Origin of the sequence: Roseicyclus marinus, from assembly GCF_030163795.1 — a bacterium.
Taxonomy (GTDB): Bacteria; Pseudomonadota; Alphaproteobacteria; order Rhodobacterales; family Rhodobacteraceae; genus Roseicyclus; species Roseicyclus marinus.
Map to the genome: position 1 here is coordinate 32,179 of NZ_JASJOF010000001.1, position 12,356 is coordinate 44,534.

17 protein-coding genes are annotated in these 12,356 nt (G+C 66.8%); 8 read left to right on the forward strand and 9 right to left on the reverse strand.

The genetic code is table 11. The features are described 5' to 3' along the window. Positions 1-6: 6 nt before the first annotated feature. The 3 genes from QQK63_RS00190 to QQK63_RS00200 are packed head-to-tail and all read left to right on the forward strand — an operon-like array spanning position 7 to position 1,535. Entirely contained in the window at positions 7-456 is a 450-nt protein-coding gene (locus tag QQK63_RS00190; RefSeq protein WP_277828074.1) for a DUF3429 domain-containing protein, read from the forward strand. Between the two features lie 9 nt (positions 457-465). Beyond that, entirely contained in the window at positions 466-915 is a 450-nt protein-coding gene (gene rnhA / locus QQK63_RS00195) for a ribonuclease HI (RefSeq protein WP_277828071.1), read from the forward strand. Continuing rightward, on the forward strand, positions 912-1,535 hold the full coding sequence (locus tag QQK63_RS00200) for a trimeric intracellular cation channel family protein (RefSeq protein ID WP_277828069.1): 624 nt from the start codon (positions 912-914) through the stop codon (positions 1,533-1,535). Before rnhA ends, QQK63_RS00200 begins: the two co-directional genes overlap by 4 nt. A gap of 69 nt (positions 1,536-1,604) precedes the next feature. On the opposite strand, the gene QQK63_RS00205 is transcribed toward QQK63_RS00200, so the two are convergent. From QQK63_RS00205 to def (QQK63_RS00220), 4 genes are read right to left on the reverse strand one after another with little or no spacing between them, the layout of a single operon-like run. Then, complete coding sequence (locus QQK63_RS00205) at positions 1,605-1,871, reverse strand: hypothetical protein (protein ID WP_277828067.1); 267 nt, start codon at positions 1,869-1,871, stop codon at positions 1,605-1,607. After that, complete coding sequence (gene fmt / locus QQK63_RS00210; protein ID WP_277828064.1) at positions 1,868-2,782, reverse strand: methionyl-tRNA formyltransferase; 915 nt, start codon at positions 2,780-2,782, stop codon at positions 1,868-1,870. The genes QQK63_RS00205 and fmt overlap by 4 nt, the downstream gene beginning before the upstream one ends. Further along, positions 2,782-3,258: a peptide deformylase gene (gene def, locus QQK63_RS00215; RefSeq protein WP_277828185.1), complete on the reverse strand. Its 477-nt coding sequence runs from the start codon at positions 3,256-3,258 to the stop codon at positions 2,782-2,784. The genes fmt and def (QQK63_RS00215) overlap by 1 nt, the downstream gene beginning before the upstream one ends. Before the next feature lie 23 nt (positions 3,259-3,281). Continuing rightward, a complete protein-coding gene (gene def / locus QQK63_RS00220) occupies positions 3,282-3,806 on the reverse strand; it encodes a peptide deformylase (RefSeq protein WP_277828062.1) in 525 nt (174 codons plus the stop codon). Positions 3,807-3,941: 135 nt separating this feature from the next. On the opposite strand from def (QQK63_RS00220), the gene QQK63_RS00225 reads away from it, so the two are divergent. From QQK63_RS00225 to QQK63_RS00245, 5 genes are all read left to right on the forward strand, one after another. After that, on the forward strand, positions 3,942-5,111 hold the full coding sequence (locus QQK63_RS00225; RefSeq protein ID WP_277828060.1) for a MalY/PatB family protein: 1,170 nt from the start codon (positions 3,942-3,944) through the stop codon (positions 5,109-5,111). Between the two features lie 160 nt (positions 5,112-5,271). Beyond that, positions 5,272-6,231: an L-malyl-CoA/beta-methylmalyl-CoA lyase gene (locus QQK63_RS00230; protein ID WP_277828058.1), complete on the forward strand. Its 960-nt coding sequence runs from the start codon at positions 5,272-5,274 to the stop codon at positions 6,229-6,231. Between the two features lie 93 nt (positions 6,232-6,324). Beyond that, positions 6,325-6,978 (forward strand): LytS/YhcK type 5TM receptor domain-containing protein, encoded by a 654-nt coding sequence (locus QQK63_RS00235; RefSeq protein WP_277828056.1) that lies wholly within the window; start codon positions 6,325-6,327, stop codon positions 6,976-6,978. Then, entirely contained in the window at positions 6,975-7,937 is a 963-nt protein-coding gene (locus QQK63_RS00240) for an acetyl-CoA carboxylase carboxyltransferase subunit alpha (RefSeq protein WP_277828054.1), read from the forward strand. Before QQK63_RS00235 ends, QQK63_RS00240 begins: the two co-directional genes overlap by 4 nt. Continuing rightward, positions 7,934-8,482 carry a CIA30 family protein gene (locus QQK63_RS00245; protein ID WP_277828052.1) on the forward strand — a complete coding sequence of 183 codons (549 nt, stop codon included), beginning with the start codon at positions 7,934-7,936 and terminating at the stop codon, positions 8,480-8,482. Before QQK63_RS00240 ends, QQK63_RS00245 begins: the two co-directional genes overlap by 4 nt. A 124-nt stretch (positions 8,483-8,606) precedes the next feature. Here the strand turns inward: QQK63_RS00245 and rlmJ are convergent, their stop codons facing one another. The 5 genes from rlmJ to QQK63_RS00270 are packed head-to-tail and all read right to left on the reverse strand — an operon-like array spanning position 8,607 to position 12,269. Beyond that, on the reverse strand, positions 8,607-9,383 hold the full coding sequence (gene rlmJ / locus QQK63_RS00250) for a 23S rRNA (adenine(2030)-N(6))-methyltransferase RlmJ (protein WP_277828050.1): 777 nt from the start codon (positions 9,381-9,383) through the stop codon (positions 8,607-8,609). 1 nt (position 9,384) lies between these two features. Then, a complete protein-coding gene (locus QQK63_RS00255) occupies positions 9,385-9,984 on the reverse strand; it encodes a pyridoxamine 5'-phosphate oxidase family protein (RefSeq protein WP_277828048.1) in 600 nt (199 codons plus the stop codon). Continuing rightward, positions 9,971-10,696, reverse strand: a complete 726-nt coding sequence (locus QQK63_RS00260; protein WP_277828046.1) for a lysophospholipid acyltransferase family protein — start codon at positions 10,694-10,696, stop codon at positions 9,971-9,973. Before QQK63_RS00260 ends, QQK63_RS00255 begins: the two co-directional genes overlap by 14 nt. Further along, positions 10,693-11,595 carry a cell division protein FtsX gene (locus tag QQK63_RS00265; RefSeq protein WP_277828044.1) on the reverse strand — a complete coding sequence of 301 codons (903 nt, stop codon included), beginning with the start codon at positions 11,593-11,595 and terminating at the stop codon, positions 10,693-10,695. Before QQK63_RS00265 ends, QQK63_RS00260 begins: the two co-directional genes overlap by 4 nt. Beyond that, positions 11,592-12,269: a cell division ATP-binding protein FtsE gene (locus tag QQK63_RS00270; RefSeq protein ID WP_277828042.1), complete on the reverse strand. Its 678-nt coding sequence runs from the start codon at positions 12,267-12,269 to the stop codon at positions 11,592-11,594. Before QQK63_RS00270 ends, QQK63_RS00265 begins: the two co-directional genes overlap by 4 nt. Positions 12,270-12,356: the final 87 nt, after the last annotated feature.

Here is a 12,356-nt window from a genome sequence, read left to right on the forward strand (position 1 = left end):
GCGGCCATGACGCGCATTCCGACATCCGCCCTGATCCTCGGTCTTTCCGGCCTGATCCCGTTCCTTTACGGCGCGCTGTCGACCGTCGTTCCCGCCACGGCGGAACTTGGCCGGGCCTGGAGCGTTTATCACGCAGGCCCCGCGCTGTTGCAGATCTACGGGATCGTCATCTTGTGCTTCATGGCGGGCGTGATCTGGGGCTTTGCCGCACGGGCCGAGGGGCGGCAGGCGACGCTCTTCTATGTCCTGTCCGTCCTGCCTGCGCTGTTCGTCTTTTTCACCGCCTTCGCGCCGCCGCGCCAAAGCCTCTGGATGCTGATCCTTGCCTTTGTCGCGCTTCTCGCCATCGACGCCAGCGCCGCGCGGCAGGGTCTGGCACCGCCGTGGTGGATGCGGCTGCGCCTGCTGTTGACCGGTGTCGTCGTGATCTGTCTTGGCATCGGCGCGCTGGCATGAGGGGTTCCCATGCCTGATCTTTTCGCCTTCACCGACGGGGCCTGTTCGGGCAATCCCGGCCCGGGCGGCTGGGGTGCGCTGTTGCAGGCCAAGGACGGCGAGACGGTCCTCAAGGAACGCGAGCTGAACGGCGGCGAGGCGGATACGACCAACAACCGGATGGAGCTCCTGGCCGCCATCGCAGCCCTCGAGGCGCTGGAACGCCCCTCCGCCATCACCATCGTCACCGACAGCGCCTATGTGAAGAACGGCGTGACCGGCTGGATCCACGGCTGGAAGCGGAACGGCTGGAAGACCTCGACCAAAAAGCCGGTCAAGAACGAGGACCTGTGGCGCCGCCTCGACGAGGCGCAGGCGCGTCACCGCGTGACATGGGAATGGGTCAAGGGCCATGCCGGCCATCCGGAAAACGAACGCGCCGACGAATTGGCGCGGGCGGGGATGAAACCCTTCAAATGACCATCCTGACCGCGCTCGATTATGCCTCGGTGCTGGTCTTTGCCCTGACGGGGGCCTTGGTCGCCTCGCGCGCGCAGCTCGATATCGTGGGCTTCGCCTTTCTCGCCAGCCTGACGGCGATGGGCGGCGGCACGGTGCGCGACCTGCTTCTGGACCGAAACCCGGTGTTTTGGATCGCCGATCCGACGCCGCTTGCCATAGCCTGCGGCGCAGCGGTGCTGGTGTTTTTCACCGCCCATCTCCTCGAAAGCCGGATGGCGGTCATCACTTGGCTCGATGCGCTGGCACTTCCCATCGCGGTGGCGGCGGGGGTGCGGGCGGCCAGCGAAACGGGGCAAAGCGTGCCGATCATCCTGATCATGGGGATTGCCACGGGCTGTTTCGGCGGGCTTTTGCGCGACATCGTGGCCAACGAAGTGCCGCTCTTGATCCGGACAGGGAAACTCTATGTCACGGCGGCTTTCGCGGGGGCGGCGGCCTATCTTTTGTCAGGGATCTTCTGGCCATCCGACATGCTGTCGCTGGCCGCCTGCATCCTCGTCTGTTTCACGCTGCGCGCAGGCTCGCTGCTCTATGGCTGGCAGATGCCGGTCTACAAGCCGCGCCCGCCCCGAAACTGATCGCCATCCCCTTCATCTTCCCGAAAATACGGAAAGTCCGCGGCCACCGCCCCGCGCCGCCGCCCGGGGTCAGCGCCGCTTGCGGCCCTGCCGCCTGCGATTGGCGTATTCCGTGGGGATCAGGATCAGCGCAGCCGCCGAGCCAAGGATCGCCGTCACCCCCGGCGAGCCGAGGCTGAAGCCGAAAAGCGCGCGCAGGAAGTAAAGCACCAGAACCGCGCCAAAGGCGATCAGGACGGACGGGATGATGCCGTTATGCGTCCAGGCCCATTTCTCGAAGAGAAAGGCCACGATACCGGCCAGCATGAGCGAGCCGAAAAACGAGAACAGGATCATGGCCCACCTCCGACAATCACACCGGGCGCTATGCGTGCACCCCTCAAAAACGCCTCTGCCGTCATCCGCGGCTTGCCTTCGGGCTGCACCTCGGTGATCTCGACCGCGCCTGTCCCGCAGGCCACGGTCAGATCCGACAGAACCTGCCCTGGCGTGCCCGACCCCTTGACCGGACGGCTGCGCAGGATCTTGACCCGCTTGCCCCCGATCATGGTCCAAGCCCCGGGAAAAGGCGACAGCCCCCGGATCTGACGGTCTATGTGGGGTGCGTCACCCGTCCAGTCCAGACGCGCCTCGGCCTTGTCGATCTTTTGGGCATAGGTCACGCCGGTCTCGGGCTGGGGTTCGGGCGTCAGCGTGCCGAGCCGGGCCAGCGCCTCGGTGATCGCCTCTGCCCCGAGCATCGACAGCCGGTCGTGCAATTCGCCCGCCGTCTCCTCGGCCCCGATGACGATCTCGCGGCGCAAGAGAACGGGGCCGGTATCCAGACCCGCCTCCATCTGCATGATGCAGACGCCGGTTTCCGCATCGCCCGCCATGATCGCCCGCTGGATCGGCGCAGCCCCGCGCCAGCGTGGCAAAAGGCTTGCGTGGATGTTGAGACAACCGCGCCGGGGCGCGTCGAGCACCGCTTGCGGCAGGATCAGGCCATAGGCCACGACCACGGCAATATCGGCGTCCAGCGCCGCGAATTCCGCCTGCGCCTGTTCATCGCGCAGCGATTTCGGATGGCGCACCGGCAAACCCATCGCGGCAGCGCGCGCATGGACGGGGCCGGGGCGCTCGGCCTGCCCGCGGCCCGCGGGGCGGGGCGGCTGGGTGTAGACGGCCACGATCTCATGGCCTGCGCCAACCAGCGCCTCGAGCACCGGCACCGAGAAATCGGGCGTTCCCATGAAGACGATCCGCATCACCGCGCCCCTTTTCGCGCGCGCTTCAACAGCATGTCGCGCTTCATTTTCGACAGACGGTCGAAATACATCCGACCCGCCAGATGGTCGATCTGGTGCTGCACGCTCGTCGCCCACAGACCGGTGAATTCCTGTCGCACCCTGATGCCGTGATGGTCGGTGAAGGCCACGGTGACGGTCGCGGGCCGCGTCACCTTGGCCCAGACACCGGGCAGGTTGGGGCTGGCTTCCTCGTGGTCGTTCATCGCCTCGGATGCCGTGATGACCTCGGGGTTGGCCATGCGGATCGCGCGGCCGCGCGTGTCGCTGGCATCAACGACCGCCAGCCGGAGCATGACCCCGATCTGCGGGGCGGCAAGGCCCACACCCGGCATGGCGTCCATCGTCTCGATCATGTCGGCCCAGATGGCCCGGATCTCGTCGGTGATCGTGCCCACATCGGCGGCGGGCGTGCTCAGCCGCTTGTCGGGCCACATGACGAAGGCACGGCGGGTGCCGGTCACGCCTTTTCCCGCGCGCGGTCCTTCTTCAGCTTGACCATCTTGCGGGTGATCAGCTGGCGCTTGAGCGGCTTGAGGTAATCGATGAAGAGAACGCCGTTCAGATGGTCGATCTCGTGCTGGACGCAGGTGGCCCAAAGACCGTCGAAATCCTCCTGCCGTTCCTTGCCGTCGCGGTCGATCCAGCGCACCGTCACCTCGGCGGGGCGTTCGACATCGGCGTATTGATCGGGGATCGACAGGCAGCCTTCCTCGTAGACGTTCAGCATGTCCGATTTCGCCACGATCTCGGGATTGAACATGGCGACGGGGCGCGGTGCCTCCCCCTCGCCCTTGACGCAATCCAGAACGATGACGCGGGCGTCCACGCCGATCTGCGGCGCGGCCAAGCCGATGCCGGGCGCCGCATACATCGTTTCCAGCATGTCATCGGCAAGCGCCCGCAGATCATCCGACAGGTCGGGCACGGGCGGCGCAACCTTCTTCAGCCTTGGGTCGGGATGGATCAGGATGGGGCGTTTCATGGCCGTTCATTTAGGCCAAGCGCGCCCGCCCCGCAATAAGTGCGGTCTAAGGCCGTCACACCCGTGGCGGCAAGGCTTGCACCTGCCGGTTTACGCGGTAGCGTGGCGCGGTTCGGAAACCAGACGGAGCCTCCCATGTCATTCGACGAGATCATCGACCGCCGCGGCAGCCATTGCGTGAAATGGGACATGATGGAGACGCTCTACGGTGTCTCGCCGCAGGAGGGGATTTCGATGTGGGTGGCCGACATGGAATTCCGCCCGCCGGGCTGCGTGCAGGATGCGCTTCAGGCGATGCTGGATCATGGCGTCTACGGCTATTTCGGCGATGACAGCGCCTACAAGGGTGCGATCATCTGGTGGATGCAGAACCGGCACGGCTGGTCGGTCGAGCCGGAGTGGATCTTCACCACCCATGGGCTGGTGAACGGAACCGCCATGTGCCTTGACGCCTTCACGAAGGAGGGCGACGGGATCGTGCTGTTCACCCCGGTCTACCATGCCTTCGCCAAGGTGATCCGCGCTTCGAACCGTGACCTCGTGCAATGCGAAATGCCCATCGTCGACGGGCAATACACGCTCGATTTCGACGCGTGGGACGCGCAGATGAAAGGCCATGAAAAGATGCTGATCCTCTGCTCGCCGCACAATCCCGGCGGGCGGGTCTGGACGCGGGCCGAACTGGAAGGGGTGGCGGCCTTTGCCAAACGTCACGATCTGCTGATCGTGTCCGACGAGATCCACGCCGACCTGCTGATGCCCGGGCAAAAGCACATTCCGATGGCGCTGATCGACGGCATCGCCGACCGGCTGATCATGATGACGGCAGGGACCAAGACCTTCAATATCGCGGGCGCGCATGTGGGCAATGTCATCATCCCCGACGAGGGGCTGCGGACGCGCTTCGGCGCGCGGATGATGGCGCTGGGCCTGTCGCCCAATTCCTTCGGACTGCACATGGTGACGGCGGCCTATTCGCCCGCAGGGGCGGCATGGGTCGATGATCTGTGCGCCTATCTGGCCGAAAACGCCAAGGTTTTCGATGCGGGGATCAACGCCATTCCGGGCCTTCGGTCGATGCCGTTGCAATCCACCTACCTCGCTTGGGTCGATTTCTCGGGCACCGGCATGACGCGCGAGGAATTCACCGCACGGGTGGAGCACGAGGCCAAGATTGCCACGAACCATGGCCCGACCTTCGGGCAGGGCGGCGACAGTTTCCTGCGCTTCAACATCGCCGCCCCGCGCAGCGTGGTCGAGGATGCGGTGGCCCGGATGCAGCGGGCGTTCGGCGATCTGCAATAAGGGGGTCTTGGGGTGGGCAATCTGCCCACCTGTGCTTCAGCGTTGGATCGGATAGGGCGGATCATGACCTATGCCGCGGTGCAGCGCTTGCGCGCCGCGGCGCAATATCCTATCCCGTGGCGCAACGCACACGAAACTTCCTTTCGCAAGGAGCCTGACCATGAGCTTTCGCCTCCAGCCGCCGCCCGTCGCCCGCCCCAACCGCTGCCAGCTGTTCGGCCCCGGGTCGCGCCCTGCGATCTTCGAAAAGATGGCGGCGAGCGCTGCGGATGTGATCAACCTCGACCTCGAGGATTCGGTCGCCCCCGATGACAAGGCAGAGGCGCGCAAGAACGTCATTCAGGCCATCGGCGACGTGGATTGGGGCAAGAAGACGCTGAGTGTGCGGATCAACGGGCTCGACAGCCCCTATTGGTACCGCGACGTGGTCGACCTGCTGGAACAGGCTCCGGAACGGCTGGACCAGATCATGATCCCCAAGGTCGGTTGCGCCGCCGACATCTACGCCGTCGATGCGCTGGTCACCTCGATCGAGGCGGCCATGGGTCGCAAGAAACGGATCGCCTTCGAGGTCATCATCGAAAGCGCCGCGGGCATCAGCCATGTCGAGGAGATCGCGGCGGCCTCGCCCCGCCTGCAGGCGATGAGCCTCGGCGCGGCCGATTTCGCGGCGTCCATGGGGATGCAGACCACCGGCATCGGCGGGACGCAGGAAAACTATTACATGCACCGCGCGGGCCAGAATTACTGGTCCGATCCGTGGCATTGGGCGCAGGCTGCCATCGTCGCCGCCTGCCGCACCCATGGTGTGTTGCCGGTCGACGGCCCTTTCGGCGACTTCTCGGATGACGAGGGGTTCCTTGCGCAGGCGCGGCGGTCGGCCACGCTGGGGATGGTGGGCAAATGGGCGATCCACCCCAAGCAGGTGGCCCTGTCCAATTCCGTCTTTACCCCGTCCGAGGCCGCCGTGCTTGAGGCGCGCGAGATCCTTGCCGCGATGGAACAGGCCAAGGCGAGCGGGCAGGGGGCGACCGTCTACAAGGGGCGGCTCGTCGACATCGCGTCGATCAAGCAGGCCGAGGTGATCGTCAAACAGGCCGAGATGATCGCGGCGGGCTGATCCGCCCACGCCGCGCGCCGTTCCTTGAGGCGTTAACATCGCCTTAAGCCTTTGGCGCAAGATTGCCCCCGTGACGTTTGACGGGGGCCTGCGATGCGGTTCGATCCTGCTCTGGTGCTGGATGTCCTCAGCGCGCTGGCGCTGCTGGCGCTCCTGTCCTTGGCGTATGGGCATCTGCGGCCGCGCTGGCGCGCTTCGTGGCTTGCCCCCGTAGGGATGGGCCTCGCCTTCGGTCTTGTCGCGGCGCTGATGATGACGGCGCCGCTGGGGTCTGTCGCGGGTTTGATCGTCGATTTGCGCGCGGTGCCCGTCGCGCTGGCCGGGGCGTATTTCGGCTGGCGTGGCCTTGCGGGGTGTCTGGCCGTGGCGTTGGTCATGCGCTGGCAGATTGGCGGTATCGGGCTGATCCCCGATGTGGTGGGTCTTGGGCTGGCGGGGGGCGCCGGGCTGGTTTGGGGCCGGCTCACTCGGGCCGACCGCAGGCGCGGCTTGCGCGCCCATCTTTCGCTGGCCCTGCTGATGTCGGGCAACCTTGCCTCCGCGGTGCTGCTGCCCACGCCGCTGACGGGCTGGATGCTGACCCGCGCGGCGCCCGTGCTATTGGGCGTCTACCTCGTCGCTGTGCCGCTGCTGGCCACCCTGCTGGAGGGGCGGCAAGCACGGCCGCCCCCTGCCGGGCTTGGTTGCAATGGGCGCGCCGCAAGGTCATATAGACCGCGAGAGCGACCATATGGGGCGGCCAGATGACGACCTATCTCGATTTCGAGAAACCGCTTGCCGAGATCGAGGGCAAGGCCGAGGAATTGCGCGCGCTGGCGCGGCGCAACGCGGAAATGGACGTGGAGGCCGAGGCCGCCGCTCTGGACCGCAAGGCCGCCGACATGCTGCGCGATCTCTACAAGGATCTGTCGCCTTGGCGGAAATGCCAGGTCGCGCGCCACCCCGACCGCCCGCATTGCCGCGATTACATCCGCGCGCTGTTCACCGAATACACGCCGCTGGCCGGCGACCGGAATTTCGCCGATGACCATGCCGTCATGGGTGGCCTTGCCCGGTTCCGGGACAAGGCGGTCATGGTGATCGGTCATGAAAAGGGCCATGACACCAAGACCCGGATCGAGCGGAATTTCGGCATGGCCCGCCCCGAGGGCTACCGCAAGGCCGTGCGTCTGATGGAGATGGCCGACCGGTTCGGCCTGCCCGTCGTGACGCTGGTCGACACGCCCGGCGCCTATCCCGGCAAGGGCGCCGAGGAGCGCGGCCAATCCGAGGCGATCGCGCGCTCGACCGAGGCCTGCCTGACCATCGGTGTGCCGCTTGTGTCGGTCATCATCGGCGAGGGCGGATCGGGCGGCGCCGTGGCCTTTGCCACCGCGGACCGCCTCGCGATGCTGGAACATTCGGTCTATTCCGTGATCTCGCCCGAAGGGTGCGCCTCGATCCTGTGGAAGGATGCCGAGAAGATGCGCGAAGCGGCCGAGGCCTTGCGTCTGACCGCGCAGGACCTGTTGAAACTGGGCGTCTGCGACCGCGTGATCCCCGAGCCGATGGGCGGCGCGCAGCGTGATCCTACCGCGACCGTGGCCGCCGTGGGCGATGCCATCGCGGCCATGTTGGGCGAGATCGGCACACCCGGACGCGCGGCCCTGATCAAGGCGCGGCGGCGCAAATACCTCGACATGGGGTCGAAGGGTCTGGCCGCGTGATCACCCGCCGCGCGGTGATCGCCGCAGCGGCTTGCCTGCTGGTGAGGCCTGTTGCCGCGCAAGGGGGGCGTTCTCTCATGGCCCAAGACCTGATCCCGGCCGATGCTTTCGACTGGACCTATCTTGCCGATACGGTGATGGGCGGCGTGTCGCGGGGCGAGGCGCGGCTGGATGCGGGCGCGCTGCGCCTGACCGGCACCGTTTCGACCGCAAATCGCGGCGGTTTCATCCAGGCGCGCACGGCGCTCCCCGATGGCTTGCCCGAGGCCGCGACCGGCCTGCGCCTGCGGGTGCGCGGCAATGGCGGGCGCTATTTCATCCATCTGCGGACGACCCGCACGGCCCTGCCCTGGCAGTATTACCAGCAGGGTTTCGAGACCGGGCGGGATTGGGCCGAGGTCACGCTGCCGCTTGCGGATTTCACACCTTCCGGGCGGATGATGGCCGGATCGCCGCGGCCCGGCGATGTGCGATCCTTGGGGCTTGTCGCCTATGGGCGCGACCACGAGGCGGATGTGTCGCTTTCGGCCTTTGGCGCGGTCTGAGGCCCGGTTTCGCCGCGCCTTGCGCGTCGACCAGGGCGAGGGGGCGCGGCCCCCTCGCACTCCCCCGCGAAGGGGGCTGTCTGCCCCCTTCGAACCCCCGAGAGTTTTTCGGCCAAGATGAAGGTCAGAGCGCGGCGAAGCGCTGTGTGAGCCGCGCGGTCTCATCCGAGAGGCCGAAGGGCGGGTTCACCACGAAAAGACCCGAGCCCGTCATGCCGTGGCCGGGGCGGGCGGGCGGAAAGCGGACCTCGTGCGAGAGCGCCTCGGGAAAGCTGACGCGCAGGCTGCGCACCATTGCGATCTGCAGACCGGAGGTGAGGATCGGGTACCAGAGCATGATCACGCCCACGTTCCATTTCCGGTGCAGCTTGGCGATCAGGTCGGGGATGCGGTCGTAATCGGTTTTCACCTCGTAGCTTGGGTCGATCAACAGGAAGCCCCGGCGCGGGTCGGGCGGGGTGCGCGAGAGGACCATGGCGGTCCCGTCTTCTTGCACGATCTGGGTGTAGCGCTCTGGCATGGCGGCGCGCAGGGCGGCGTTTTCGGCCGGGTGCAGTTCGGCCAGCGTCATGCTGTCGAAGGGGCGCAAGAGCGCTGCGGCGATCAGGGGCGAGCCCGGATAGGCGGTGTCGCCATGGGCCTGCCGGACGATGGCCCGCGCGCGCGTGTAGGGATGATCGGGGCCGAACCACGTCTTTGCCCGCGCGATGCCCTGCGCCGCCTCGCCCGTCTTCAGCGCCTCGGCGCTGTCGAGATGGTACAGGCCCCGGCCCGCATGGGTTTCGAAATAGCTGAGTGGCTTGTCCTTTTGGACCATCCGGTCCAGCGCACTGGCCAGCGCCGCGTGCTTGTGGACATCGGCAAGGTTCCCGGCGTGATAGGCGTGTTGATAGGACAGCATCCTACCACATCCGCTTCGGGGCTTCGTCCGGATAGGTCCGGTCGTAGGGTTCGGCGTCGAACTCCGGGTCCTGTTCGGCGATGAACTGGCCCGCCGTCGGCAGGCCTGCGCTGTCATCCCGCGTCCAGAGGCCTGCGCGCATCACCGCCTTGGCGCATTGGAAATAAACCTCGGTCGCGGTGATGACGATCACCACCTTGGGGTGTTTGCCCCGCTGTTCGAAGGTCGTCGTGACCTCCGGATCGGCGGTCAGGACGGCCCGGCCGTTGACGCGCACCACATTCATCGCGCCGGGCACCATGAACATCAAGGACACGCGCCCGTCGCGCAGGATGTTGCGCAGGCCATCCAGCCGGTTGTTGCCGCGCCAATCGGGCAACAGCAGCCTGCGGTCATCGGCGATACGCACGACCGGACCGTCATCGCCGCGGGGGCTCGCATCCGTCCCCTCGGGTCCGACGGTGGACAGGACACAGAACCGCGCCGTCTCGATCCAGCGCCTGTAGAGCGGCGTCAGGCGATCCGTGACCTTGCTGAGGGAGGCCGGAACCGGCGCATCGTAAAGCGCCTCGAGCGCGGCGATATCCTCAAGAACGCGCATGGAACCCCGCCTCCGCCATCAGCCGGTCCGAGGCGGTTTCCACCTCGGTCTCGAGCCGTGCCATGAAGCTTTCGCGGTCAAGACCCGGCGGGATCGGCGGCAGAAATTCCACCACGGCCAGCCCCGGTTTGCGCAAGATGCCATGGCGCGGCCAGAAGACGCCGACATTGGTGGCGACCGGCACGCAGGGCTGGCCCAGTTGTTCGTAGAGGGCGAAGGTGCCAACCTTGTAGGGGGCCTTGACCCCCGGCGCGACACGGGTGCCCTGCGAATAGATGATCAGCTGGCCGCCCTGTTGCTTGCCGGATTTCACGTCGGCCAGCATCTTGGCGATGGCGGCCCCGCGCTTGCCCCGGTTGACCGGCACGGAGCCAATCCGGAGCGCGTATTGGCCTAGAAGGGGCGCGAACATCAATTCGCGCTTCATGATGAATTTGCCGCGCGGGACGGCGTTGTAGATCATCATGATGTCGAGAAAGCTCTGGTGCTTGGCGGCGATCATCACCTCGCCCGTGGGGGGGGTGCCGCGCACCTCGGTCCGAAGGCCCGTCATCCAGCCGAGTGTCCGGAACACGTAGCGGCTGTAGGCATGGCAGGCGCCATGCGCGCCGGCGGGCGAGATCAGCGCCCAGGGGAAAAAGACAATCGCATAGACCAGCATCGCGACATACATCTGCACGATGAAGACCAGCGAACGAAGCCATTGGATCATCTGAGACCTCCCAGCGTGCGAAACGCGGCGATGCGGGTCGCCCAGAACGCGGTGACACCCGCCAGAAGCGGGATAACAAGCGGCAAGAGCCAACCCGCGCCCTGAAAGCCGAGCCCGGTGAGAAATCCGCCCTCCTCGGCCGCGCGCGGCAACAGCGCAACCGCGAGCATCCCGATCGCAGCGCCCGCCGCCGCCCCGGTGATCGCGCGGCGGGTGAACCGGCGCACGAAGGCGCGGGCGATATAGACATCGCGCGCCCCCACCAGACGCATGACGCGGATCACCTGCTGGTTGGAGGCCAGCGCCGCCTGTGCCGCCAGCGTGATCATCGCTGCCGTCGAGGCAAGGATCAGCGCCATCGACAGCCAGCCCAGCAGGCGCAGGCGATCTGCCGCCGCAACCAGCGGACGCCGCCACCGGGTGTGATCGTCAAGCACGGCACCGGGCGCCTCGGCCGCAAGCCTTTGGCGCAGGCCGGTGGCGTCGTAACCCTCGGGTGTCTCGATGATCTCGATGAGGCGCGGCACGGGCAGGTCGGCCACCGGCAGGTCGGGGCCGAACCACGGTTCCAGCAGCGCGCGCTGTTCGTCGTCCGACAGGGCGCGGGCGCTGTCGACGCCGGGGGTCTGTTCCAGCACGGTCAGCACGGCCCATGTCTGCGCCTCCATCTCGGCGGCGGGGGCCGACAGACGGATGGTCGAGCTTTGGGCCAGCGCCGCCGACCAGCGGTCGGCCAGCCGCCCCGACGCAAGCGACAGGGCAAGGGCAAAGACCGCGAGAAAGGCCATCGCCCCGGAGACCGCAACGGTCAGCTTCGCGGCCTGCCCGCTGCGCGGCACGACGCGGTCGGCCTTCGTTTCGCCGCGCAAGAGGTCGAGGGTATCGCTCACAAAGCTCACAGGTCGGCCCCCGCAGCACTGATGCGCCCGCCCGCCAGCCGCAGGACGCGGGCCTGAACCTGCGCCTTGGCGGCGCGGATCAGCGCCATGTCATGGGTGGCGATCAGCACGGTCTTGCCCATCTTGTTCAATTCACACAGCAATTGCAGCAGGCGCAGCGACATGTCCCAATCCACGTTCCCCGTCGGCTCGTCCGCAAGGATCAGGTCGGGGTCCATGATGATGGCGCGGGCCAGCGCCGCCCGCTGACGTTCGCCGCCCGACAGTTCCGGCGGTCTTGCATGGGCGCGCGCCGACAGGCCGACCCATGCGATCAGCTCGTCGAGATTGGCATCCTGTGCCGGGCCATCGCGGCCCGAGACGATCAGCGGCAGCGCGATATTCTCACGGATGGGCAGGTGGTCGAGGAATTCGCAATCCTGATGCACCACGCCGATGCGCTGTCGGGTTTTGGCGACGCGGTCGCGGTCCAGCGTGCCCGCATCCTGCCCGAAGATCGTGACCGCGCCCGAGGTCGCCACCAATTCCCCGTAGCACAGCTTGAGAAAGGTGGTCTTGCCCGCGCCCGAGGGTCCGGTCAGGAAATGGAAGGATCCCGGCGCCAGACGCAGGCTGATCGCGGACAGGATCGGGTCCGCTCCGTAGCCGAAGGCTGCGTCCTGCATGTCGATCACGGGTGGCACCTCTTCAAGCAACCGGACGCCCTGTCTTGCAACGGATGGGGGCCGGTTGCAATCGGGCCGGTTGAAACCCTTGGAAAG